The sequence below is a fragment of the Rhodococcus sp. NKCM2511 genome (assembly GCF_014905595.1).
Taxonomy (GTDB): domain Bacteria; phylum Actinomycetota; class Actinomycetes; order Mycobacteriales; family Mycobacteriaceae; genus Rhodococcoides; species Rhodococcoides fascians.
In genome coordinates this window covers 3,321,893-3,346,672 of the sequence record NZ_BNHJ02000001.1, presented here as the reverse complement: position 1 = coordinate 3,346,672, position 24,780 = coordinate 3,321,893, and the positions used below count along the sequence as shown (strand labels likewise).

General features: G+C 64.9%; 22 protein-coding genes. 16 read left to right on the top strand and 6 right to left on the bottom strand.

What is annotated here, in order from left to right; all coding sequences use genetic code 11:
* Positions 1 to 37: 37 nt before the first annotated feature.
* From JLZ96_RS15615 to JLZ96_RS15565, 11 genes are all read left to right on the top strand, one after another.
* Complete coding sequence (locus tag JLZ96_RS15615; protein WP_094693832.1) at positions 38 to 1,237, top strand: thiolase family protein; 1,200 nt, start codon at positions 38 to 40, stop codon at positions 1,235 to 1,237.
* The gene (locus JLZ96_RS15610; protein ID WP_201010519.1) at positions 1,234 to 1,956 is read left to right on the top strand and encodes an enoyl-CoA hydratase/isomerase family protein; all 723 of its coding nucleotides are present in this window, start codon (positions 1,234 to 1,236) and stop codon (positions 1,954 to 1,956) included. The genes JLZ96_RS15615 and JLZ96_RS15610 overlap by 4 nt, the downstream gene beginning before the upstream one ends.
* Positions 1,953 to 2,804: a 3-hydroxyacyl-CoA dehydrogenase family protein gene (locus tag JLZ96_RS15605; protein WP_201010518.1), complete on the top strand. Its 852-nt coding sequence runs from the start codon at positions 1,953 to 1,955 to the stop codon at positions 2,802 to 2,804. The genes JLZ96_RS15610 and JLZ96_RS15605 overlap by 4 nt, the downstream gene beginning before the upstream one ends.
* Positions 2,801 to 3,571: an enoyl-CoA hydratase/isomerase family protein gene (locus JLZ96_RS15600; RefSeq protein WP_094693838.1), complete on the top strand. Its 771-nt coding sequence runs from the start codon at positions 2,801 to 2,803 to the stop codon at positions 3,569 to 3,571. The genes JLZ96_RS15605 and JLZ96_RS15600 overlap by 4 nt, the downstream gene beginning before the upstream one ends.
* A gap of 153 nt (positions 3,572 to 3,724) precedes the next feature.
* On the top strand, positions 3,725 to 4,672 hold the full coding sequence (paaA, locus tag JLZ96_RS15595; protein ID WP_027494656.1) for a 1,2-phenylacetyl-CoA epoxidase subunit PaaA: 948 nt from the start codon (positions 3,725 to 3,727) through the stop codon (positions 4,670 to 4,672).
* Complete coding sequence (gene paaB / locus JLZ96_RS15590; RefSeq protein WP_027494657.1) at positions 4,669 to 5,031, top strand: 1,2-phenylacetyl-CoA epoxidase subunit PaaB; 363 nt, start codon at positions 4,669 to 4,671, stop codon at positions 5,029 to 5,031. The genes paaA and paaB overlap by 4 nt, the downstream gene beginning before the upstream one ends.
* A gap of 28 nt (positions 5,032 to 5,059) precedes the next feature.
* The gene (gene paaC / locus JLZ96_RS15585; RefSeq protein WP_027494658.1) at positions 5,060 to 5,977 is read left to right on the top strand and encodes a 1,2-phenylacetyl-CoA epoxidase subunit PaaC; all 918 of its coding nucleotides are present in this window, start codon (positions 5,060 to 5,062) and stop codon (positions 5,975 to 5,977) included.
* Positions 5,978 to 6,018: 41 nt separating this feature from the next.
* Positions 6,019 to 6,480 carry a 1,2-phenylacetyl-CoA epoxidase subunit PaaD gene (gene paaD / locus JLZ96_RS15580; RefSeq protein WP_052055184.1) on the top strand — a complete coding sequence of 154 codons (462 nt, stop codon included), beginning with the start codon at positions 6,019 to 6,021 and terminating at the stop codon, positions 6,478 to 6,480.
* Positions 6,480 to 7,574, top strand: coding sequence for a 1,2-phenylacetyl-CoA epoxidase subunit PaaE (gene paaE, locus JLZ96_RS15575; RefSeq protein ID WP_094693844.1), 1,095 nt, complete (start codon positions 6,480 to 6,482; stop codon positions 7,572 to 7,574). The genes paaD and paaE overlap by 1 nt, the downstream gene beginning before the upstream one ends.
* A gap of 18 nt (positions 7,575 to 7,592) precedes the next feature.
* The gene (gene paaK, locus JLZ96_RS15570; protein ID WP_027494661.1) at positions 7,593 to 8,900 is read left to right on the top strand and encodes a phenylacetate--CoA ligase PaaK; all 1,308 of its coding nucleotides are present in this window, start codon (positions 7,593 to 7,595) and stop codon (positions 8,898 to 8,900) included.
* Between the two features lies 1 nt (position 8,901).
* A complete protein-coding gene (locus JLZ96_RS15565; protein WP_201010517.1) occupies positions 8,902 to 9,807 on the top strand; it encodes a helix-turn-helix domain-containing protein in 906 nt (301 codons plus the stop codon).
* A 33-nt stretch (positions 9,808 to 9,840) separates the two neighbouring features.
* On the opposite strand, the gene JLZ96_RS15560 is transcribed toward JLZ96_RS15565, so the two are convergent.
* Positions 9,841 to 11,367, bottom strand: coding sequence for a GMC family oxidoreductase (locus JLZ96_RS15560; RefSeq protein WP_201010516.1), 1,527 nt, complete (start codon positions 11,365 to 11,367; stop codon positions 9,841 to 9,843).
* Between the two features lie 40 nt (positions 11,368 to 11,407).
* The gene (gene styD, locus JLZ96_RS15555; protein ID WP_201010515.1) at positions 11,408 to 12,892 is read right to left on the bottom strand and encodes a phenylacetaldehyde dehydrogenase StyD; all 1,485 of its coding nucleotides are present in this window, start codon (positions 12,890 to 12,892) and stop codon (positions 11,408 to 11,410) included.
* Between the two features lie 184 nt (positions 12,893 to 13,076).
* Between styD and JLZ96_RS15550 the strand changes: the two genes are divergently transcribed.
* Positions 13,077 to 14,462, top strand: a complete 1,386-nt coding sequence (locus JLZ96_RS15550; protein ID WP_236254012.1) for a VOC family protein — start codon at positions 13,077 to 13,079, stop codon at positions 14,460 to 14,462.
* Positions 14,463 to 14,486: 24 nt separating this feature from the next.
* Here JLZ96_RS15550 and JLZ96_RS15545 read toward each other — a convergent pair whose 3' ends face one another.
* Positions 14,487 to 15,473 carry an alpha/beta hydrolase family protein gene (locus JLZ96_RS15545; RefSeq protein WP_201010513.1) on the bottom strand — a complete coding sequence of 329 codons (987 nt, stop codon included), beginning with the start codon at positions 15,471 to 15,473 and terminating at the stop codon, positions 14,487 to 14,489.
* A gap of 210 nt (positions 15,474 to 15,683) precedes the next feature.
* Between JLZ96_RS15545 and JLZ96_RS15540 the strand changes: the two genes are divergently transcribed.
* Together JLZ96_RS15540 and JLZ96_RS15535 are read left to right on the top strand one after the other, a co-directional pair.
* A complete protein-coding gene (locus JLZ96_RS15540) occupies positions 15,684 to 16,136 on the top strand; it encodes a MarR family winged helix-turn-helix transcriptional regulator (protein WP_201010512.1) in 453 nt (150 codons plus the stop codon).
* A complete protein-coding gene (locus JLZ96_RS15535; RefSeq protein WP_032367853.1) occupies positions 16,133 to 16,519 on the top strand; it encodes a DUF5313 family protein in 387 nt (128 codons plus the stop codon). Before JLZ96_RS15540 ends, JLZ96_RS15535 begins: the two co-directional genes overlap by 4 nt.
* 8 nt (positions 16,520 to 16,527) lie before the next feature.
* On the opposite strand, the gene JLZ96_RS15530 is transcribed toward JLZ96_RS15535, so the two are convergent.
* Positions 16,528 to 18,903: an ATP-binding protein gene (locus JLZ96_RS15530; protein WP_094623115.1), complete on the bottom strand. Its 2,376-nt coding sequence runs from the start codon at positions 18,901 to 18,903 to the stop codon at positions 16,528 to 16,530.
* 122 nt (positions 18,904 to 19,025) lie between these two features.
* Between JLZ96_RS15530 and glgX the strand changes: the two genes are divergently transcribed.
* Positions 19,026 to 21,068: a glycogen debranching protein GlgX gene (gene glgX, locus JLZ96_RS15525; protein WP_201010511.1), complete on the top strand. Its 2,043-nt coding sequence runs from the start codon at positions 19,026 to 19,028 to the stop codon at positions 21,066 to 21,068.
* On the opposite strand, the gene JLZ96_RS15520 is transcribed toward glgX, so the two are convergent.
* Positions 20,999 to 22,465 carry an FAD-dependent oxidoreductase gene (locus JLZ96_RS15520; RefSeq protein WP_201010510.1) on the bottom strand — a complete coding sequence of 489 codons (1,467 nt, stop codon included), beginning with the start codon at positions 22,463 to 22,465 and terminating at the stop codon, positions 20,999 to 21,001. The genes glgX and JLZ96_RS15520 overlap by 70 nt on opposite strands.
* Positions 22,466 to 22,568: 103 nt before the next feature.
* Between JLZ96_RS15520 and JLZ96_RS15515 the strand changes: the two genes are divergently transcribed.
* Positions 22,569 to 23,126: a TetR family transcriptional regulator gene (locus JLZ96_RS15515; protein ID WP_201010509.1), complete on the top strand. Its 558-nt coding sequence runs from the start codon at positions 22,569 to 22,571 to the stop codon at positions 23,124 to 23,126.
* Positions 23,127 to 23,143: 17 nt separating this feature from the next.
* Here the strand turns inward: JLZ96_RS15515 and JLZ96_RS15510 are convergent, their stop codons facing one another.
* Complete coding sequence (locus JLZ96_RS15510; protein WP_201010508.1) at positions 23,144 to 24,658, bottom strand: alkaline phosphatase; 1,515 nt, start codon at positions 24,656 to 24,658, stop codon at positions 23,144 to 23,146.
* Positions 24,659 to 24,780: the final 122 nt, after the last annotated feature.

Below are 24,780 nucleotides of genomic sequence, written 5' to 3'. Positions count from 1 at the left end.
CGGTTATTAATGACGCAACCGACGAAGGAGTTTCGAAGTGGGCGAAGTATTTCTCGTGGCCGGCGCACGTACCCCGCACGGGCGCTACGGCGGTGCCCTGGCCTCGGTGCGCCCCGACGATCTCGCCGGGCTGGTCGTGGCCGAGGCGGTCCGCAGAGCGGGCGTACCCGTCGATCGAATCGACGAGGTGATTCTGGGTGCGGCCAACCAGGCAGGCGAGGACAATCGCGATGTGGCCAGAATGGCGGTTCTGCTCGCAGGTCTGCCCCAGTCGGTGCCGGGATATACCGTCAATCGCCTGTGCGCGAGCGGACTGACCGCAGTGGCCAACGCCGCGAGCACCATTCGCAGCGGTGAGGCCGACATCATCGTCGCCGGTGGCGTCGAGTCCATGACGCGCGCGCCATGGGTCATGGCCAAGCCCGGGACGGCGTGGGCCAAGCCCGGCGAGATCTTCGATACCTCCCTCGGCTGGCGATTCACCAACCCGACTTTCGCAGCGCACGACGCGGGTACCGACCCCAAGATCACCCTGTCGATGGGCGAGACCGCCGAAGAGGTCGCGCTCAGCGAGGGCATCACCCGTGAAGAGTCCGACGCCTTCGCCTTCCGCAGTCAGCAGCGTGCCGTCGCCGCCCAGGATGCCGGGCGCTTCGCCGACGAGATCGTGCCCGTCAGCACCAAGAACGGCGAGGTCACCGAGGACGAGACGCCGCGGCGCGGGACCACGTTGGACAAGCTCGGCACCCTGAAGACCGTGTTCCGAAAGGGCGGAATCGTCACCGCCGGCACGTCGTCACCGTTCACCGATGGGGCATCGGCATTGGTGGTGGCCTCGGAAGAAGCCGTGCGCACGTACGGCCTCGAGGTTCGCGGCCGCATCGTCACCAGCGCGAGCGCCGGCATCGCGCCCCACATCATGGGACTCGGGCCGGTCCCGTCCACGCAGAAGGCGCTCACTCGCGCGGGATGGTCGATCGACGACCTCGGTGCCGTCGAACTCAACGAGGCCTTCGCGGCACAGTCCCTCGGCGTCATCCGCCAGCTGAAGCTCGACGAGAACATCGTCAACGCCGACGGCGGGGCCATCGCCCTCGGCCACCCCCTCGGCTCGTCGGGAGCTCGAATTCTGTTGACGCTGTTGGGCCGGATGGAACGCGAGAAGGCCTCCCGTGGCCTTGCGACACTGTGCGTCGGCGTCGGGCAAGGCGTGTCGATGTTGATCGAGGCACCGTGAACACGCTCATCGTCGAGGAGTCGACGGACCGCGTTGTCGTCACCCTGAGTCGCGAGACGCAGCGCAATGCGATCGATTCCGACATGATCGGCGAGCTGCACGAGGTGTGCGCGCTCGTGGAGCAGGATCCCAGGATCGTGATCCTGACCGGAGCAGGCGAGCATTTTGCCGGCGGTGCCGACATCAACCAGTTGCGGGCCCGCACTCGCGACGACGCACTGCGCGGCATCAACCGAAACCTGTTCGATCGCATCGCCGCACTCCCCCTGCCGACGATCGCAGCCGTCTGCGGATACGCACTCGGCGGCGGAGCCGAACTGTCCTACGCCTGCGACATCCGCATCGCGTCGCCGACTGCCGTGTTCGGTAATCCCGAACCGGGACTGGGCATCATGGCTGCCGCCGGAGCCAGCTACCGGCTGCCGACGCTGGTGGGCGTGTCCGTCGCGAAGCAGGTGCTTCTCGGTGGCCGGACACTCGACGCAGAGGTGGCACTTCGGTGCGGCCTGGTGCTCGAGGTAGTCGACGAGCCGTTGGCTGCAGCGCATTCACTCGCGGATCGCATTGCCAAGCAAGCACCACTGGCACTGAAACTCACCAAGAAGATCCTCGATGCGCCCGGTTCGCACCCGTGGGCCGACGACATCGCGCAGGCTGTTCTGTTCGAGACCGAAGACAAACAACGCCGCATGACGGCATTTCTGGAGAAGAAGAAATGACAGCTCCCCGCTCAGTTGGTGTCGTCGGTGGCGGACGGATGGGCGCGGGTATCGCGCAGGTCTTCGCGGCCCTCGGCTCCATCGTCGTCATCGCCGAAGCAGCCGACCAACAGGCCGCGCTGGGCCGCGTCGAGACGGGCTTAACTCGAGCACACGAACGCGGGAAACTCAGCGAGAACCCCGCTGCGATTCTCGCTCGGGTGACCACCGTCGCCGGGCCCGATGCTCTGCCCGCTGACCTGGATTTGGTTGTCGAAGCGGTTCCCGAGATTCCGTCGCTCAAGGTCGAGGTACTGGCTCTCGTCGACAAGATCGCCGGGCCCGACACAGTCATCGCGTCGAACACGAGCTCGATCTCCATCGCGGAACTCGGCGCAGCACTGAGCGATCCGAGCCGCTTCATCGGGATGCACTTCTTCAACCCGGTTCCGGCGTCGACTCTCGTCGAGATCGTGCGCGCTCCGGCGACCTCTACGGACGTCGTGCAGCGAGTGCAACAGTGGGTGTCGCTGCTCGGCAAAACCGAGGTGCTCGTCAACGACTCCCCCGGGTTCGCTACCTCCCGGCTCGGCGTGTGCCTCGGACTCGAGGCCATCCGGATGCTGGAGGAAGGCGTCGCCGACGCCGAATCGATCGACCGCGCCATGGAACTCGGCTACAAGCATCCGATGGGTCCGTTGCGGTCCACCGACCTCGTCGGGTTGGACGTTCGGCTCGCCATCGCAGAACACCTGGCGTCGACCCTCGGCGACAGGTTCACTCCCCCGCAGTTGTTGCGAGACATGGTTGCTCGCGGCGACATCGGACGCAAGTCCGGTCGCGGCTTTCACGATTGGACGAACGCATGACGGTACGGTTCGATGTCACCGACGGCCTGGCGACCATCACCCTCGCGCGCTCCGAGGCACACAACGCCCTCGACGTCATGACGAAAGTCGGCCTGATGTCTGCAGTGCAGAACGCCGCCGCACCCAGCGTGCGCGCGGTGCTCATCACCGCGGAGGGCAAGAACTTCTGCGTCGGCCAGGACCTCGGCGAGCACGTCACCGCGCTCGAGGCCGACCCGGCCACGGCGATGGATACCGTCGGCGAGCATTACAACCCGGTCATCCGAGGGCTCGCAGCGCTCGAGGTGCCGATCGTCGTGGCCATCCCCGGCGCGTGTGTCGGTGCGGGTCTCGGGATCGCACTCGCCGGAGACATCCGCGTCGCCGGCACCAAGTCGTCGTTCGCCACGGCGTTCACCGGCATCGGATTGGCCAGCGACTCGGGGTTGAGCTACACGCTGGTCGACGCACTGGGCGCGAGCCGGGCCGCGGGACTGATGCTGCTCGGAGACAAGGTCACCGCCCCGCAGGCCCTCGACTGGGGTCTGGTGCATCGCGTCGTCGACGATGCCGACGTTCTCGAGACCGCGCGCACGCTGGCCACAACGCTCGCTGCGGGACCCACCCTGGCGTACAAGCAGGTCAAGTCGCTGATCGCGCGGTCCGGACTGTCCGACGCCCTGGACCGCGAGGCGCAGGCACAGACCGCTCTGGGACAGACCGCCGACCACAAGGCCGCCGTCGATGCCTTCCTGGCGAAGAAGAGAGCCTCCTTCGTCGGCATGTGAGCGGGAGTGGAGCCTGCGGAACGACCCATGTGAACAGAAACTCGACCCCTGCTACGAACTTTCACGCACGTGCGGCGCAGCCGCTCTTGTGCCCGGGGTCACTTCGATGCATACTGGTTACCAACCGATCATTCGGTAATGAAAGTAGGACTTATGACCACGTCAAACACCCTGTCCACCGAGACGCTGCAGGACGGGTTCGACGAGACCATTGCCCACGAGCAGCGCGTCGAGCCCCGCGACTGGATGCCCGACGGCTACCGCAAGTCGCTCATCCGCCAGATCGCCCAGCACGCGCACTCCGAAATCATCGGCATGCAGCCGGAGGGCAACTGGCTCACCCGCGCACCGTCGTTGCGCCGCAAGGCGATCCTGATGGCCAAGGTGCAGGACGAGGCCGGTCACGGCCTCTACCTCTATTCCGCTGCCGAAACCCTCGGGGCGGACCGCGCCGACCTGACGGTCAAGCTCATCGAGGGCAAGCAGAAGTACTCCTCGATCTTCAACTACCCCACCCTGACGTACGCCGACGTGGGCACCATCGGCTGGCTCGTCGACGGCGCAGCGATCTGCAACCAGGTTCCGCTGTGTCGCAGCAGTTTCGGGCCGTACGCGCGCGCGATGATCCGCGTCTGCAAAGAGGAATCCTTCCACCAGCGCCAGGGCTACGAATTGCTGGCAACCATGATGCGCGGCACCGACGAACAGCGCGCCATGGTCCAGGAATCCGTCAACCGATGGTGGTGGCCGGCACTGATGATGTTCGGCCCGCCGGACGACGAGTCCCCCAACACCGAGCAGTCCATGAAGTGGGGCATCAAGCGCCACACCAACGACGAACTGCGCCAACGCTTCGTCGACATGTCGATCCCGCAGGCGAAGGCACTCGGAGTCACGTTCCCCGACCCGGACCTGAAGTGGAACGAGGAGCGCAAGTCACACGATTTCGGTGAGCCCGACTGGTCCGAGTTCATGCAGGTGATCAAGGGCAACGGTGCCTCCAACGTCGAGCGCATCGCGAACCGTCGAGCAGCTCACGACGGCGGAGCCTGGGTCCGTGAGGCCGCAACCGCATTCGCCGAAAGGAACGCAGCATCATGACAGAATTCACGGCCGAGGGCGGCCACGGCGCGGTTCCCACCGACAACGTGCCGGTGGAGCCGAAAAGAGAAGCAGTAAAGGCTGATTGGCCGTTGTACGAGGTGTTCCTACGCGGCAAGCGCGGCCTGAACCACGTACACGTCGGATCGCTCCACGCTGCCGACGACCACATGGCCCTGCGGCATGCTCGCGACGTCTACACCCGCCGCAACGAAGGCGTCAGCATCTGGGTGGTTCCGTCCAACTCGATCGTCGCGTCCTCACCGTCGGAGAAGGATCCGTTCTTTGCGCCGAGTGGCGACAAGGTCTACCGCCACCCGACGTTCTACGAGATCCCCGACAACGTTCCCCACATGTGAGACCCACACTCCCAGAGGACAAGCACTCATGACCGATCACGACAGCGCCTACGAGGGCCTCGTCGACGAGGACTCGCACGGGCAGTGGGCATTCGGGACGAGTTTCGACGACCCACTCGCCGGCGTCGATACCACCGTTCCCGACGACGTCGACCTGAAAGCCCTTGCCGCGTACTGCCTCATGCTCGGTGACGATGCGCTGATCAGCTCCCAGCGCCTCGCCGAATGGAGCACTCGCGCACCGGAACTGGAAGAAGAGGTGGCGCTGGCGAACGTCGGCCTCGATCTCCTCGGCCAGGCCCGGCTGCTACTGGCCCGCGCCGCGAAAGCCGATCCGACGGTGGTGCCGTTCATCTCGGACACTTCACCCGCACCCGCCGAGGATGCGCTGGCGTTCTTTCGCGACGAGGCCGACTTCCGCAACGTTCGGCTCACCGAGCTCGACAACGGCGACTTCGCGAAGTCGCTGGTTCGGCTGCTGGTGTTCTCGACGTGGCGGCTCGCCGTCTTCACCCGCCTGCAGGAATCCCGTGATCCCGTCCTTGCCGCAGTTGCGAACAAGGGCGTCAAAGAGCTGACGTACCATCGCGATTACGCGGCACGCTGGGTCGTCACCCTGGGCTGCGGCACGGACGAATCGAAGCGACGCGTCCGCGACGCCGTGACTCGGATCTGGCCGTACGTCTCGGAATTGTTCATCCCGACGGACGAGGAGATCGCACTCGCGAAGGTCGGTGTCGCCGTCGACCCTCGCGATGTTCGCGACGAGTTCGATTCGGTTCTCGCACAGGTGCTGCACGCCGCGGAGCTGGAGGCACCCGAGGGCAAGTCCGTGGGCACCATCGGCGGCCGCGGTGGTCGTCGCGGCATTCACACCGAAGCATTCGGTCCACTGATCGCCGAGATGCAGGTCGTGGCGAGGGCCCATCCGGAGGGAGTCTGGTGACCACACTTCAACGAACCGCACGCGAAATCGCAGCTACCGTCATGGATCCGGAGATGCCGCTGCTCACCCTCGACGACCTCGGCGTCCTGCGCGACGTCGAGGTACGCGAGAACGGCAGCGTGCTCGTCACGATCACTCCGACGTACTCCGGCTGCCCCGCCATGGCGACGATGCGGGACGACATCGCTCACAAGCTTCAGGACCACGGCTACGCGGATGTCGAGATCGTCACCAGCCTGACGCCGGCATGGAGTACCGACTGGATCTCCGAGGAGGGCCTGCGCAAGCTGCGCGAGACCGGCTACTCCACTCCGGGTCCGGCCCCGGAACGTACATCCGGCCCGGTGCCGCTGACCTTGACCGTCAAACCCCGTCAGCTCACCTGCCCGCAGTGCAGCTCGCGCAACACCCGGCTCACGTCCGAGTTCGGCGCCACCCTCTGCAAAGCCCAGTACCGGTGCGACGACTGCCTGGAGCCCTTTGACCACGTGAAGGAAATCTGATGACCGTCACCGCCGAGCCCGTTCAGAAGAATGTACGCAACAAACCTTTTCATTCACTGACCGTTGCCGACGTGGAATCGCTCTGCGACGACGCCGTTGCCGTCACGTTCGACGTCCCGGAAGAATTGCGCGAAGAGTTCGACTTTCGACCGGGCCAGTCACTGATGCTCAGCCGCACCGTCGACGGCGTCGAGCACCGCCGCTCCTACTCCATCTGCGCCCCGGCGGGTGCGCGTCCCCGCGTCGGTGTCCGTGAGGTGTCCGACGGTCTGTTCTCCTCCTGGCTCGTTCACGACGTCAAAGCAGGCGACCGCATCGACGTGCAGGGCCCGAGCGGCACCTTTCACGCCGATCCGGCCCAGGCCGGCAGGCACGTGCTCATCGCCGCCGGTTCCGGTATCACCCCGATGTTGTCGATTGCGGCGTCCGTTCTGGCGAATCCCGACTCCGAAGTGGTTCTGCTGTACGGCAATCGACGGACGCGAACGGTGATGTTCGCCGAGGAGATCGCCGACCTGAAGGATCAGTACGGCAGTCGATTCGACGTCATTCACGTGCTGTCTCGCGAGCCACGGGAAGTCGAATTGTTCAGCGGCAGGCTCGATGCCGGCCGGCTACGCGAGATACTCGACACCGTCGTCGCAACCCCGGACATCGACCACTTCTGGTTGTGCGGTCCGTTCGGGATGGTGAACGATGCCCAGGACGTTCTGAAGGAACTCGGCGTCGCGAAGAGCAGCATTCACCACGAACTGTTCTACGTCGACGACGTACCGCCGCCGCAGGAGCAGCACCGCGAGCCCGGTATCACCGGCCCCAGCAGTGAGGTCACGATCATCCTCGATGGCCGCGAGGTGAAAGGCGCTTTGCCGCAGGACGAGTCGATTCTCGATTCGGCCGAGCAGCTGCGATCGGACCTCCCCTTCGCATGCAAGGGCGGAGTGTGCGGCACCTGCCGCGCGAAGGTGACCTTCGGAGAGGTCGACATGCGTCGTAACTATGCATTGGAAGACAACGAGGTCGATGCCGGCTTCGTGCTCACCTGCCAAACCTTCCCACTCAGCGACACCGTCACCGTCGACTTCGACGCCTGAGACCACGAGAGACCGATCATGACCAGTGTGCTGTCCGCCCCCACCGATACCCCCGACATCGAGTTCGCCTCTCGGGACCGCATTTCCACGCTGCAGTTGGAGCGCCTGCGATGGTCGCTGCAGCACGCGTACGACAACGTTCCGCACTACACGAAGGCATTCGACGACGCCGGGGTGCATCCGACCGATCTGAAAGATCTGTCGGATCTGGCGAAGTTCCCGTTCACCGCCAAGAAGGACCTGCGGGAGAACTACCCGTTCGGCATGTTCGCGGTGCCGCAGGACAAGGTCTCGCGCATCCACGCGTCCTCGGGCACCACCGGCCGTCCCACCGTCGTCGGATACACCGCGAACGACATCAGCAACTGGGCCGACCTCATCGCGCGCAGCCTTCGGGCCGGTGGTGTCAAGCCCTCGGACAAGGTGCACGTGGCCTACGGCTACGGTCTCTTCACGGGCGGACTCGGCGCGCACTACGGCGCAGAACGACTGGGCTGCACCGTGATTCCGATGTCCGGTGGCATGACCGATCGTCAGATCCAGCTCATCGAGGACTTCGAGCCCGACGCCATCATGGTCACGCCGTCGTACATGCTCACGATTGTCGACGCGATGGTCAAGAAGGGCATCGATCCGGCGAAGACCTCGCTGAAAACCGGCGTCTTCGGCGCGGAGCCCTGGACCGAGGAGATGCGCAAGGAGATCGAGAAGACTCTCGACATGGACGCCGTCGACATCTACGGCCTGTCCGAGGTCATGGGACCGGGCGTCGCGATGGAATGCGTCGAAACCAAGGACGGACTCCACATCTGGGAGGATCATTTCTACCCGGAGGTCATCGACCCGGTGACCGGCGAGGTTCTGCCCGACGGCGAGGAGGGTGAATTGGTGTTCACGTCCCTGTCCAAGGAAGCGATGCCGATCATCCGCTACCGCACGCGCGATCTGACGCGACTGCTACCGGGCACGGCTCGCACGATGCGTCGGATGCAGAAGGTCACCGGCCGCACCGACGACATGATCATTCTGCGCGGAGTCAATCTCTTCCCGACGCAGATCGAGGAGCTGATCCTGACGGTTCCCGTTCTGGCACCGCAGTTCCAGTGCGTGCTCGAGCGTGCCGGACGCATGGACTCACTGACCGTCCTCGTCGAAGCCCGACCCGATGCCGCGCTCGACACGCATCCGATTGCCGCAGCAACGCTGAAGAAGCTGGTCAAGGACCGGATCGGCGTCAGCGTCGCGGTCGACGTCGTTGCACCGGCGGCCCTCGAGCGTTCCATCGGTAAGGCCCGTCGTCTGATCGACAACCGTCCGACCGTATGACATGAGCCCGGTGGCACAGGATTTCGAGCAATGGCGCGAGAACGTCTCGACGGCGTTCGTGCCGCTCGACGCTGTGTCCACCGGGCCGTCGTCGTTCGAGGGCACGCTGGTGTCGTCGACTTTGGGATCGTTGCAACTGAGCGAGGTGACCGGCCGGGAGGTCGATGTCAGGCGCACACGCGCGACCATCCGGCGGTCCGACCCCGGGTTGATCAAGGTCGGCCTGCAGCTGAGCGGACGCGGCACGATCGTGCAGAACGAGCGCGAGGCCGTGCTCCATCCTGGCGACTTCGCGGTCTACGACACCAGTGCCCCATACGATCTGCACTTCGCCGGGGACTTCGAGATGTTCGTGGTGATGTTTCCACGCGACGCGCTCCGCATCGATTCCCGTGACTTGACGACCGTTGCCGCGCGTCGCATCGAGGGCGATCACGGCGTCGGTGCGCTGGTGTCGCCGTTCCTGTTCAATTTGCGTCGCAACGCCGCCGACGGCACATTGCCGACGACACCGATGCTCGAGAACGCCGTCCTCGATTTGCTCTGCGCCGCTCTCGACGACGCGGCTCCCCACGATGCGCCGGGATCCACACTCCTGATCGAGGCCAAGAGTCTCGTCGAAGCTCAGCTGTCCGATCCAACACTGTCCACGGCGTCTCTCGCTGCGCACCTGCATATTTCGACGCGCTACTTGCAGAAGCTCTTCGCGCAGGACGGTCGCACGGTGGCCGGCTGGATCAGATCCAGGCGTCTGGAGAGGTGCCACCGCGACCTGCGTGACCCTCGTTTCGCCGCAGACAGTATCGGAACCGTCTGTGCACGTCACGGTTTGATCGATTCCTCGAACTTCTCGAAGCTGTTCAAGGAGACGTACGGCATGTCTCCGCGGGAGTATCGCGCCGGGTGAGAGCGCACGCCGCCCTCACCCGACCACGAACTACTACCCGAGGATCAGATCCGAGGCCCGCTCACCGACCATGATGGACGGCGCATTGGTGTTGCCCGACGGCACCGTGGGCATGATCGACGCGTCCGCCACCCGCAATCCATCGACCCCGCGGACCCGAAGGTCCGCTCCGACAACGGCATCGGAGTCCGACTCGGCTCCCATCTTGCAGGTGCCGACCTGGTGGTGGTACGTACCGGCAGTCTGTCGGACGTACGCCCGCAGGTCGTCGCGGGTGCGGGCGCTCGGTCCCGGAACCACCTCCGCCTTGCGCCACGGCGCGAAGGCATCGGAGGCACCGATCTCCCGGCAGATCTCCACCGCGTCGACCATCGCCTCGAGGTCGTACGGATCGGCCAGGATGTTCGGATCCGCCAGAGGCAGTTCATTCGGATCCGAGGACGCCAATCGCAGCGTGCCGCGTGAACGCGGAGCCACGATTCCCGGAGCGATCGTGTAGCCGTTCTCGGGCACCGGGTATCCGTCGGCGGGGTAGGGGATGTGCATGAACAGGGGCTGCAGATCGGGTGCAGCGCCGGCCCATCCGGTACTGCGGGCGTACAGCTGCGCTTCGAGCAGGTTGTTGGTACCGGCTGCGAGCGGCTCGAGGGACTCGTAGATGTTGCTGAGCAGCAAATGATCGTGCAGATTCTCGCCGACGCCCGGCAGGTCGATGACGGTGTCGATTCCCAGTTCAGCCAAATGTCTGGACGGCCCGATTCCACTGAGCAGCAGGGTCTTCGGAGAGCCGAGGGCTCCGCCGCACAGGATGACCTCGTGATCGGCGAACGCTCGCTCCAGCTCGCCATCTCCGCGGCTGTATTCGATGCCCACCGCTCGGCCGTTCTCGAGCACCACTCGGTGCACGAGAGCACCGGTGGTCACCGTCAAGTCGGGATTGTCGAGCACCGGGCCGACGAAGCTCTTCCAGGCGCTCATCCGCTCACCGTCGCGCGTGGTGGTGTGGTTGTAGCCGGCACCGACCATCTCGTCGGCGTTGAAGTCGTCGATCAGTTTGTGACCATGTTCGACGGCCGCGTCGACGAACGCCGCCGCCAGCGGATGCGGGGTACCCATGATCGACACCGGCAGTGGCCCGTCGCCGCCGTGGAACTCGTTGGCACCGAGTTCGTGTGACTCCGAACGCTTGAACAGCGGCAGCACGTTCTCCCAGGCCCATCCCGCATCACCGGTCGCAGAGGCCCATCCGTCGTAATCGCTGGAATGCCCTCGCACGTAAATCATTCCGTTGAGGGACGAGCTGCCACCGAGGACGCGTCCGCGTGGCCAGAAGATTCGCCGATCGTTGGCGTGCTTCTGCGGGGTGGTGAACAGTCCCCAGTCCTGCGGTCCGCCCAACAGCGTCGGCCAGCCCTGCGGTGAGTGGATCGCCGGATCGGTGTCCACGGGACCGGCCTCGATCACGTGGACGGTGTGGCCTGCGTCGAGGAGCCTTCTGGCGATGACGCTTCCTGCTGATCCTGCTCCGACGACGACGTAGTCGGTCGATTTCTTCGGCATGTCAGTCCTTGCTGTTTCGTTGCTGCACGAGGGAGTCGGGCTACAGAACTACGGTGACGACCTTCTCTTCGGTGTTGGCCTCGATACCGGCCCACCCGAGTTCCCGGCCCGTGCCACTGGACTTCATGCCGCCCCAGGGGAGAGCGGGATCGATTGCAGCCCAGCCGTTCACCCACACCGCGCCGGAACGGACCTGCCCGGCCAGTATGTGCGCCCTCGACACGTCGCGGGTCCAGATCGAAGCGGCCAAGCCGTACACGGTGTCGTTGGCAATGGAGATCGCCTCGTCGGCCGTATCGAACGGAATCACCGTTCCGACGGGTCCGAAAATCTCCTCCTGGGCGATCTTCATGTCGTTGTCGGCGTCGACGAAGATCGTCGGCTCGACGAAATAGCCGGCGCTGTCGGGACGTCCACCGCCGGCCGCCACTCGCGCTCCGCCGTCGCGTCCGGCCTGGATGTACCCGAGGACGCTGTCGCGCTGCTTCGCGTTGACGAGTGCGCCCATCGTCGTCGACGGATCGAAGGGATCTCCCAGGACCTGAGCCGATGCGGCGGCGGCCAAACCGTCGACCACCTGCGAGTACAGCGAGCGGTGCACCAGCACTCGCGTCCCCGCGGCACACACCTGGCCCTGATTGAAGAACAGTCCCATCGCGGTTCCGTTGATCGCCGCCTCCAGGTCCGCATCCTCGAGGATGATCTGCGGGGACTTGCCGCCGAGCTCGAGCGTCGTCCGCTTGAATGTGTCGGCTGCCTTCTTGGCGATGATTCTGCCGACCCGAGGGCTGCCGGTGAAGCTGATCTTGTCGACGTCCGGATGGCCGACCAAGGCATCGCCCGTCACTTCGCCCAGTCCTGGAACAACATTGACCACTCCGGCAGGTACGCCTGCCTCGTCGATCAGTCGAGCCAGATGCAGGATGGACAGTGGCGCGTCCTCCGGCGGCTTGACGACGACGGTGTTCCCCGCGGCCAGAGCGGGAGCAAGCTTCCATGCCGCAATCATCAGCGGGGTGTTCCAGGGAACGATCATGCCGATGACGCCCACCGGCTCACGGACGGTGTACGAGTGCGTCGGCTGCCCGAAGTAGCCCGCAGTGGGGATGGAGCTCCCGGTGATCTTGTCGGCCCAGCCCGCGAAGTGCCGGAAAGTGGCTGCAGCATTGGGGATGTCGAGCATTGCCGGTTGACCGACCGGCTTGCCGACGTCGAGGGCTTCGAGTCGAGAGAGAAGGTCACCGTCCCGCTCGATCAGATCGGCCACCCGATTGAGCAGCTGGCCCCGGACCGCTCCGGGGGTAGCACCCCACTCACCACCGAGCTGGGCACGGGCCGCACGCACCGCTGCATCGACGTCCGACGCGGTGGCCGCAGCAATCTCGGCCAGGGGCTGTTCGGTGGTCGGGTTGATGTCGGTGAAGGTGCCTCCGTCGGATGCACCGTGCCACTGCCCCGCGATGTAGAGCTCGGTGGCGGTTCCGGTCGGCAGCGACGGTGCGGCCGATTCCTGTACTGCGGTCATATGTTTTCGCTCCTTCTCGGTGCCGTGTGCAGGCACCTCTCGCATGTCTGCTCCAGACTGCGCCCGGGCGAACGTGCCGGTCTTGTGTGATCGCGCACACATTGTGCGGTAGATGCGCACAGTCGCGAGAGTGCAGCAGACAGCCGAACGGGTTCCGTGCCGGCACCGAAAGGCGCAGTATGAGGTGGTGAACGTGACACCGACGCAATTGCGAGCGCAGTTCGCCCTTCGTCTGTCGGCTCTGTACGGGCGGGAGGTTCCCGCGTACACGACGCTGTTGGATGTCACCGCGTCGATCAATGCCGACACGATGCGCACCAGCGGTGCCGATGCGGAACGTTTCGGCTCCATCGATCGCGTCACCGCCGAGCGACACGGGGCGATTCGTGTCGGCAATGCACGTGAGATGTCGCAGGTGGCACTGATATTCGGTGCCATGGGCATGTATCCGGTGGGTTTCTACGATCTGCGTGACACTGCGTCGAGTTCGATTCCGGTGGTGTCGACTGCGTTCCGGCCGATCGATCCGGCCGAGCTGGCGATCAACCCGTTCCGGATCTTCACCTCGATGCTGGTGGCGTCGGATCGACGGTTCTTCGACCCGGATCTCGGCCGTCGCCTGACGGAATTCCTCGACCGCAGAACACTGTTCCCTCCGCTACTGCTCGAGCTGGCAGCCACGTGCGAGAGGGACAACGGCCTCGCAGCGGAGGAGTCCGCTACCTTTCTGGACCTCGCGACGGCGGCGTTCGCGTTGTCGACCGACCCTGTCGACAGAGCGTGGTATCGCGAACTCGAGGCAGTCTCGGCGGTAGCCGCCGACATCGGTGGTGTCTCCTCCACCCACATCAACCATCTGACACCGAGGGTTCTGGACATCGATCTTCTGCATCGCCGTATGGGAGAGCGCGGGGTGGCGATGATCGACACCATCCAGGGGCCTCCTCGTACGTCCGGTCCCGGATTGTTGTTGCGCCAGACGTCGTTCCGAGCGCTGGACGAGCAGCGGATGTTTCTCGACGAGAACGGCAACATCGAACCCGGCCATCTACGGGTACGGTTCGGCGAGGTCGAAGCCAGGGGCGCGGCAGCTACCGCACTCGGACGACGTCGCTACGACGAGTATCTGGATCGACTCGATACCGAGAAACCCGAGGACGCGTCCGCACTGTGGTCGTCGCTGGTGCCGGACGACGAGACACAGTGGATGGCAGAAGACCTCGCCTACTTCACCTTTCGAGTCACGGGGTCGAACCCGTCCGCTGCAGTCCGGGACGGTGGCCTCGTCGATCTGGTCAGGTCGGGTGTTGTCGCGGCCGACCCGATCGTGTACGAGGACTTCCTGCCCAAGTCGGCGGCGGGCATCTTCAGGTCCAATCTCGAATCCGACGGCACCCGAAATTCCGACAACACCGCGGCAGCCTTCGATGCAGAGGCGATGGAAAGCGTTCTGGGACGGACCCTGCACGACCCGTACCGGATCTACGGCCGCCTCCGAGACGAGTCGGTGACGCGAGCCGAGAAGCACCTCGGCCTGACGAAGCCTCTCGACTGCCCATGGACCCACTGAGCAACTGGCCCGAGATACCGAGCGTCAGCCCGAGATACCGAGAGATCCGGCGAGGGTCGGCCAACTCTTCGGTAGCTGCTCCACCCAGTACGGCCACGAGTGCGTTCCGGTCTCGGTGAAGTCGAACGTTGCAGGAATGTTCAACTGGCCGAGCCGATCCGCAAGTCGGTGTGTGCAGTAGTTCGACCCGACCTCGATGAGGCCACCGACCACCACCCTGTCCCATCCCGCTGCAGTGTCGAAGCTTTCGTGACGTCCGGGAGCGCCGGTTCCCACCGACACGTAGACATCGGTACCGCGCAGACTTTCGGCATTGGCCACCGAATCATGTTCGGCCCACGCAGGATCGAAGGGTCCGCCCCACATGTTGTCGGCATTGCCGCCGAATGCTCCGACGATGGCTCGAATACTGGCCTGGCCCAACGGTTCGGCGGACGCGAAGCAGCCGCTGTACGACGCCACGCCGGAGTACACGTCCGGATTACGTGCGGCGAGCATCATCGCCGATTGTGCGCCCATCGACAGGCCGGCGATCGCGTTGCGGCCGTTGCCATCCACGGCGGCGTCGATCAGCGGAGGCAGTTCCTCGGTGAGAAACGTTTCCCACTGGTAGCGGCCGAGTTTCGGGTCGTCGCGCTGCCAGTCGGTGTAGAAGCTTCCTGGCCCGGCCAACGGCAGGACGACGTTGACGTTCTTGTCGGCGAAGAACTCCGCTGCCTGCCCCTTCCGCAACCACATGCTGTTGTGCGGATCCTCTTCGCCGATGCCGCTGAGCATGTACAGCGTCGGACGCGGTCCGGTCTTCACCGCGGGTGTGAGCACCTGCACTTCGACGACGGCTCCCATGGCGGGTGAGTCGACCTTCAGCGTGCGCAGCGTGTCGGATGCCAGGACGGTGTCGACGATGCGGGCGGAGGGGGCAGCCGGCTCGGCGGATGCGATACCTCCCGAGGCGATCGACAGGGACAACGCTGCGACGAAGACAGTGGTGGAGATGCGTCGGCGACGCATGGCGATCCTCTCGGGATTATCACGGTAAGGGTGAATCGAGGTGCAGCATTGCACAATTGCGCGCCCGGTAACACGTTGTGGGCAAACTTTCACCACTGCCGCAGACTCGGTACCCGATCGAGGTGGCGAACCTGTACCTCCGCCCTTTTTCGTCCCTTGAGTCGCACACGAACAATTCGTGCACTAATCAATTCTGCTACTCTGACCACCGTGACCACCACCGAGGATCCACTCGCGCTCGATCGCCAGGTCTGCTTCGCCCTGGCCGTCACCAACCGGGCTGTGCTGTCGGTGTATCGGCCGTTGCTCGAACCGATGGGCCTGACCCATCCGCAGTATCTGGTGATGTTGGCCTTGTGGGGCGAGTCGCCGATGTCGGTCAAAGCGATCGGCTCAGCGCTGCAACTCGACTCGCCCACCCTGTCCCCACTGCTGAAGCGTCTGGAATCGATGGGGATGCTCACCCGCACACGCAGCACGGAAGACGAGCGCATTCTGCTCGTATCCCTCACCCCCGCCGGAGCCGCTCTCCGCGCCGAGGCCGAAAAGATTCCATCCGCGGTCGTGGCGAGACTCGGTGCGTCACTCGACGAACTGGAGCAGTTGCGCCGCGTCCTCACTCGCGTCAACGACGCGGCGATCGCAGCAGGAGCAATGACATGAGCGCACGACCCCAGCGCACCCGTCCGAACGCCGGCCAATGGTTGGGCTACGCCGTCCTGGGCCGCAAACTCCCCGACTCCATGCAGGATTGGGTTCGACGCGACCTCGTCGGCCCCGGCGCGACACCGCGTCACATCCTGCGCTCGATGATCCCGTTCCTGCCCATCTTCATCGGGTTCTTCGTGCTCTTTCCCGGCGCGATCTGGTTACGTGCCTCGATGGTCCTGTTGGCCCTGCTGCTCGCGCTGTTCTACACCGCCGCGTACATGGACCAGAACCGCGCCCGTCGTCTCGAGATTCACGGACTGCCCGCCGATCTGAAGAGCGAGAAGAAGACGGCGGAACTCGAACGCGAACGCGAGAACTACCGCCGCAACCACTGACCGGCCGGTCAGTGCTCGCGGGCGAGGCCGGCGGTGAAGTCGTCGGCGATCATGACGGCCAGATCCCGCGTCTTGCGGTTGGTGTTCTGTGAGAGTTCGGTCAATTGCGTGAACGCGGCGTCCGCGTCGATGCGGTACACCGACATGAGGATGCCGACGGCTCGGCCGATCGTGCCGCGGGTCTCGAGCGCCGTACGCAGTGTTGCGGCCTGATTGCCGCTCTCCGCGATCAGCTGCTCGCGCATCCGTGACAGTTCGAGGTGCACGCGAACGCGTGCGACGAGTTCTCGGTCGTGGAACGGCTTGACGATGTAATCGTCGGCACCGCGTCCGAGTCCGTCGAGCACAAAATCAGTTCCCGCACGAGCGGTCAGCAAGATGACCGGTACTCGCCTCAAATCGGCGTCGCCGCGGATGTCGTCCACCAGATCGAGACCACTGCGCCCCGGCAGCATGACATCGGAGAGCACGAGCCCCGGCAGCATCGCTCGGGCACGATCAAGAGCGGTCTCGATGTCCCCCGCTGTCGAGACGGACCACCCTTCGTCGGTCAGCAGGCGCGCGAGGTAGTTGCGCATGTCGACGTTGTCCTCGACGAGCAGGACGTCGGCGCGATCGGTCGTCTCGGGAACGGGCTCGATCGAGGGGAAGATCGCCGAGATCGGATCGGCCGGAGCGCCGGGTCGATCGACAGCGGCAGCTTCTGCGGGCAACCGCGGCACCTGCACGGTGAAGGTAGTCCCCCGGCCCACGTCGCTGTCGACGTCGATGCGCCCGTTCAAGGCGGTCAGCAAGTCCGTGACCAGGGCAAGCCCGATTCCGGACCCTTCGATGCTGTGCGCGCCTTCTCTCTCGACGCGGTGGAACCGGTCGAAGATTCGAGGCAGGTCCTCGGCCGGAATTCCCAGTCCGGTGTCTGCGACCACGAGCCGAACGGTGGTCTCGTCCGCGACCAGACGAACCGACACCCGTCCGGCCGGGGTGTACTTGACGGCGTTGGCGACGAGGTTGAATACCACCTTCGACCACATTTCGGCGTCGGTCAGGACCACGACGTCCTCGGCCGCATCCACGACGAGCTCGAGCCCCTGCGCCGACGCGACGGCCGAGAACATCGTCGCGCAATCGCGTGTCACCGAGCCGAGGTTCACCGGCTCGGGTCGAGAGACGAGTCGGCCGGCCTCGGCATTGACGATGTCGAGCAGGTCGTCCACCAACCTGCGCAGCCGCATCGACGCGCGATGAACGACGTCGAGTGATTCGCGGTCGTTCGCATCCAGCACCGAAGCAGCGTTCTCGCGTACCGAATCGAGCGGGCCCGTCAGCAGCGTCAGCGGGGTGCGGAATTCATGCCCGACGTTCTCGAGCAGCCGAGTCTTCGCAGCATCGGCGTCGGCCAAGGCCGCCACCCGGCTGCGCTCCATCTCGAACGCGTGCGAGGCCGTCAATGCGGTGGACAGGCGTTCGGCGACGACGACGCAGAACGAGGTGAAGGCATCGTCGATCACCCGATGGCTGCTCACTCCGATCAACAGCGCCCCGACCGGCTGTACCCGACCGGCCATCGTCAACGGCACGACGACGGCCTGCGGAACGTTGCCGTCCACCTGCACGGTCGCGCAGGCGACCGTGCCGTCGGCAACGCGAGAGATGTCGGCGCACTCCCACGTCGCAGCGTCGTACCCGGCGTCGCCGCCGGTCACGACACACTCCACCGGGCCGTCCGCATTCAGATCTTCGCGGAGGTAACCGGCGACGAGGGGGAACTCCGACGCTTCGGCCGCGAGCACGCCCACTGCCGCACGGCAGATGTCCACGGCACCGTCGGTGTCGTTGCCCGTCAGCGTGCCCAGACTCAGCAACGCCTGCATGCGGCGTTCGCCGAGCAGCTGTTGGGTGACCTCCGACGTCGCGACGAACACGCCGAGGACCGCGCGCTCGGGACCGTGAATCGGACTGTACGAGAAGGTCCAGTACGTCTCTTCGAGGAACCCGTACCGATTCATCATGAACCGTTGGCGAGCACCGTGCACCGCAGTGCCGCCGTCGACGACCTGATGAGCCAATGCGCCGATCTCGTCCCAGATCTCTGCCCAGCAGTCCCTGGCCGGCTGCGCTGCGGCGGCGGGAAACTTGTCACCGAGAAAATCGGTGTACGAGTGGTTGAAGATCTGGACCAGGTGCGGCCCCCACCAGATCAACATCGGAATGGTCGACGGCATGACCGTGCGGATGGCCGCGATCAATTCGTACGGCCATTGCTCCACCGGTCCCAGCTCCGTGGAGCTCCAATCCAGCTCGCGAAACCGAGCCTCGGTGGCATTGTCACCGGGAAACAGCTCGTCGAGCCGAGCCGAACCGGGATCGGGTACTGCGGGATTCATGGCCTCGTCCTTAGTCACATGCGGCCGTAGGTCAAGGACGGGCGCAAACTCCTCGTCGATTCTATCCGAGCGCCAGGTGGGCAAGCGTTTCGCTCACCTGCGCCGGGGGTAATCGGCCGCTCATGCCCACCTCATCCAGTCTCCCGTATCCCCTGGGCGTCTCGCGTCTGTCCGACGACGGAGCCAACCTCGCCGTCTACTCCGAAACAGCCGACTCGGTGTCCGTCGTCGTGATGAACGAAGATGGAACAGAGCGCAGTACAACGCCGTTGGCACTGCGCACCGGTCACGTCTTCCACGATCTGGTGCCCGACGTCACCCCGGGAACGCGATACGGTCTCCGCGTCGACGGCCCGTGGGATCCCGCCTCGGGACTGCGCCACAACCCGGCGAAGCTACTGCTCGACCCGTACGCCACGGCCATCACCGGCCAGGTCGACTGGAACGAGTCGATGTTCTCGCATCTGCATGCAGAGCCGGAGACCCGCAACGACGAGGACTCCGCACCGCACATGCCGTATTCCGTTGCAGTGCAATCAAACTTCGATTGGACCGGCGACGAGGCACCGCGCACTCCACTGGACCGGACCGTCGTCTACGAGGTCCACGTGAAGGGCTTCACTGCCACCAATCCCGATGTTCCCGAGGACATTCGAGGAACATACGCCGGGCTGGCCCACCCCGCCGCGATCGCGCACTTGAAGCGTATCGGCGTCACTGCAGTGGAGCTGTTGCCCATTCATCAGTTCGTCCAGGACTCACACCTGCTCGAAGAGGGCCGCCGAAACTACTGGGGCTACAACTCCATCGGCTTCTTCGCCCCGCACAACGAGTACGCCAGCACCGGCGACACCGGCGGTCAGGTGGACGAATTTAAGGCACTGGTCAAGGCGATGCACGAGGCCGGTATCGAGGTCATCCTCGACGTCGTCTACAACCACACAGCCGAGGGCAACCACCTGGGACCGACGTTGTCGCTCAAAGGAATCGACAACGGCTCGCACTACCGACTCGTCGACGACGACCGCAGCGCCTACTACGACACCACGGGCACCGGCAACAGCCTCAACGTCGGACATCCCGCGGCGCTGGGCCTGATCATGGACTCGCTGCGGTACTGGGTCACGGAGATGCACGTCGACGGATTCCGTTTCGATCTCGCGAGCACCCTGACCCGTCAGGACTCCGGCCTCGACGTCCACAGCGCGTTCCTCGATCTCGTACACCAGGATCCGACGCTCGCGCCGGTCAAACTCATCGCCGAGCCCTGGGACACCCAGGGCTACCAGGTGGGCGGGTTCCCGGCCCGGTGGTCGGAGTGGAACGGTAAGTTCCGCGACGATGTTCGTGACTTCTGGCGCGGTGAGGACGGCGCATTGTCCGCTCTGGCGCAACGTGTCACCGGCAGCCCCGACGTCTACGAGAGCACCCGGCGCCCGACGCTGGCGAGCGTCAACTTCATCACCGCCCACGACGGCTTCACTCTGGCCGACCTCAATTCGTACGACGAGAAGCACAACGAGGAGAACGGCGAGGACAGCCAGGACGGCGAATCCGACAACCGTTCGTGGGGATGTGGTGCCGAGGGCCCGACCGACGACGAGGGCGTCAACGCACTCCGCGCCCGCCAGCAGCGTAATCACCTTGCCACACTGCTCCTTTCGGCCGGCGTCCCGATGATCCTCGGCGGCGACGAACTGGGCCGAACGCAGAACGGCAACAACAACGCGTACTGCCAGGACAACGAGGTCTCCTGGTTCGACTGGAGCACGGTCGATCAGGATCTCGTGGACTTCACCACCCACCTGATCTCGCTGCGTGACGAGCATCCGGCGTTGCGTCCCACCTGGTTCCGGCACGACAGCGATTCCGAGGAGGACGGGGCAGGACCCGATACGGTCGACTTCTACCGCGCCGACGGTCAGAAACTGGTCGACGAGGATTGGTCGGACGGCAACGCACACAGCATTCTGATTCTGATGCGTGCGGGCGAGGGAGACGCGGCGTTCGCCTGGATGGTCAACGCCTCACCTGCGACAGTCGAATTCACGCTGCCGGAGGGCAAGTGGAGTCAGTCGACGTCGAGTGATCCGGATCAGGCGTACGAGGCGGGCGGACCGTCCATTCTGATTCGCGAGCATTCGTTCACGTTGCTGCAGGGCTGATCGGTCCATTGTTCGAGAATCTGTAGCCACTCCTCCGATTCGGAGCGTCCGGCCCACGCGATGTATCCGTCGGGCCGGACGAGGACGGCGGGGCCGCTGTCGGTACGGCGGACGATGTCCGTTCGCTTGCAGTCGTTTTCGCCGATCATCAAAAACGACGCCTCGCGCAGTGCACTGGTGACCGTGCCCTCGGCCAGCGGAATCTGCACGGCTCGGGTGCCTACCAAAGGGTGCTCGCCGCGCCGGTGACCGTACGAGATCCCGATGCCGGAGAACATACCGGCAATCTTGCCTACGGCCCGTGGTCGCCGAAGCACCCGGGCCGAGACCGTGTTACGTACCGAGCGTGCAATCGCCCTACGCAGCAACAACATTCGGATTGTCGCGCCGCTGCTGCGCACGACCATCCGCCCCACCGGATGACGTTCGTCGTGGTAGGTGTCGAGGAGCGACTCGTCGGCACCGTTCAGAACGGCCGCCAGTTTCCAGCCGAGGTTCATCGCGTCCTGGATACCGGTGTTCATTCCCTGCCCGCCGGCAGGTGAATGCACATGCGCCGCATCGCCGACCAGAAAGACCCGGCCCTCTCGATATCGCGATACCTGCCGTTCGTCGCAGGAGAATCGCGAGCTCCAGCGAATCTCGCTCCAGCCGTAGTCGGTGCCGAATGCACGGTGCAGGACTCCGCGCAGCGTCGATTCGTCGACCGGATCGCTTTCCGCGGCATCGTCCGTGCGATCCCAGGCTATGACGCGGAACCACCCGTCTCCGAACGGCGCCACGAATGCAAAACAATCCCTACCTGCGTCGACGTTGATCAGACCGTTGGGCGGGTCCGTCAGCCGCACGTCCGCCAGCATGATGGAGCGAAGCAATTTCCTGCCGGGAAAGTCCATACCGATTGCGGTGCGTACGGTGCTGTGCACTCCGTCGGCAGCCACCACGTACCGGGCCGTCCACTGCTGTTCGCGGCCGTCGGCGTCCTGGCCGTGCACGGTCACACCGTTGCTGCCCTGCACCAGGCCGCTCACCGTCACCCCGCGCAGGATGCGGGCACCGTGATCACGTGCATGCGATTCGAGCACACCGTCGACGTTGCTCTGAGGTGTGACCAGGAGGAAGGGGAACGACGACGGGAGCACACCGAGATCGAGCTCCAGTCCATTCCACAGTTTCAGGCCCGAGGCACGAATGCCCGTCGTCAGCACCGCATCCGCCAACCCTCGGCTGTCGAGAATCTCGAGGGTGCGTGCGTGCACGCCGAAGGCTCGGGACAACGGCGAGAGCGCGGCATGCTTCTCCAGCACCGTCACCGACCGACCGGACCGGGCCAGTTCGCCGGCCAGCATGCAACCGGCAGGCCCGGCTCCGACGACGAGGACATCCGACTGATTCATGGCGCGCTCCCGAGACTTTCGATTGGACGGTCAACAGTTGTTGACTTTCGACGATAGACCCGTCGGGCGCAGCGGTCAACGGTCGTTGACTTAGGGTACGTACATGGCCGACAGACCCCTCCGATCCGCATCCGCCACGCGCACCCGCATTCTCGACGCGGCCCGCGCGCAGTTCGCTGCCGACGGCTACGACCGCACGACGATGCGATCAATAGCTGCCGTCGCCGGCGTCGACGCGGCGATGGTCGTCCGATACTTCCGAACCAAGGAAGCGTTGTTCGCCGAGGCCGCGACGTTCGAGCTCGATCTTCCAGATCTCACCGCAATTGCGCTCGACGACATTGCAGAAGTGTTGATGCCCAGGTTCTTCCAGGTCTGGGAGGAGGACGGAACCTTCCTCGCCCTGATGCGCGCTGCGGCCACGAACGCGGCGGCAGCGTCGACGATGCAACAGGTTTTCGCCACACAGGTAGCGCCTGCTCTGGCCGCCATCGCGGTGGACCGGCACGACGAGCGCGCGGCGCTCGTCGGATCTCAGATACTCGGTCTGGTCTTTGCTCGCTACGTGCTGACCATTCCACCACTGGTCGACATGAGCCACGATCAGCTGGTTCGGTGGGTGGGGCCGACGCTGCGGCGCTATCTCACCGAACCTCTGTGACCGACGGACCCGAGCGATCAGGCGGCAGGCAGTACCTTCGTGAACAGCACGGCCCCGGTCGCGTCGCAGAGGTTGACGGTCAGATCGCGCGAGTCCCCGTCGATGAGCACCTCCCCGAAATGCTGAAACGCGTCGAGTGGCGACGCGTTCGGCTCCGGTGGCGCGTGCACGAACACTGCTTCCGGGCCGAAGGTGCCGTCCAAGTCGTTGGGGCCGAACGCGCCGGCGTTGAGCGGTCCGCTGACGAATTCCCAGAACTCGCGAAATTCCTGGTAGGCCGCGCGCTCCGGCGAATAGTGATGCGCTGCTGTGTAATGCACGTCGGCGGTGAGCCAGACGGTGCCGGTGACGTCGTTCCGGTCGATCGCGGTGAGCACCTGCGCGATGTCGGTCTCACGACCCAGCGGCGCACCGGGGTCTCCGTTGCCGACGCCTTCCTGCGCGACCTTCCCATCAGGAACGACGAGTCCGAGGGGCAGGTCGTTCGCGATGATCTTCCACGTCGCGGTGGAGCGGGACAGCTCGTCGATCAACCACTGACGCTGCGTCGAGCCGAGGATCTCCCCGGACGCAGCGGTGTTCGCACCGTTCGCATCCTTGTACGTGCGCATGTCGAGGACGAAGACGTCGAGCAGCGGCCCGTAGGCGATCTTGCGGTACACCCGGCCGTCGACGGCTTCTGTGGGCGCGATGGGCAACCACTCGTGAAACGCCTGCAACGCCCTCTGCGACAGCAGGTCCACATCCTTCACCGTGTATTGCTCCAGGTCGAGGATCTCACCGGGGTACCAGTTGTTGACGGTTTCGTGATCGTCCCACTGGACCATCTGGGCGACAGACGAATTGAAGCGGCGGTAGTTGTCGTCGGTGAGATTGTAGGCGTACTGGCCGCGGTACTCGTCAAGCGTCTCGGCGACCTTGGACTTGGCCTCGCTCATGGTGTTTCGCCAGATTCGACCGTCGGGAAGTGTCACGCGCTCCTCGAGCGGGCCGTCCGCATAGATCACATCGCCGCTGTGCAGGAACAGATCCGGTTGCCTGTCGGCCATCGCCGAGAAGATGGTCATACCACCGATGTCGGGGTTGATACCGTAGCCCTGGCCTGCGGTGTCGCCACCCCACAACAGGCGGATGTCGGATGGGCCGTCAGGAGCTGTGGAGAACACTCCGGTGATGGGTTCCGACGTCGCGCCGTCCTCGCCCTCGAGCGTGACGCGATAGTGAACCTTCTGTCCCGCAGGCAATCCGGTCAGGCGCAGCACCCCCGTGCCGTCCGACTGCGGAGTCAGCAGTGGCCCCCGCATCGTAGTCACAGAGGAGAACGAGTCCGTCGCGGACGTGTCGACGATCATCGTCGCCGGAGTATCCGAACGTGCCCACACCAGCGCTCCGTCGGCACGCACATCACCGCTGGCGACACCGTGTGTCAGCACCGGCCGGGTGCGAACCAACGCCGGGCTGCATGCCAGCACAGGCGTGGCAGCGGCACCGAGAGCGGCATATCGGAGGAGGGATCGACGGGTGAGCTGCATGCCCTTCACCGTCCAGCATCGACATGAACGGCTCGTAGCGCCCAGGAAGACAGACGATTTCCGCCACAAGCGCGTCGTACCGTGCGACGAGGAACGCGGCCGCAGGATCGGAAAACACAACC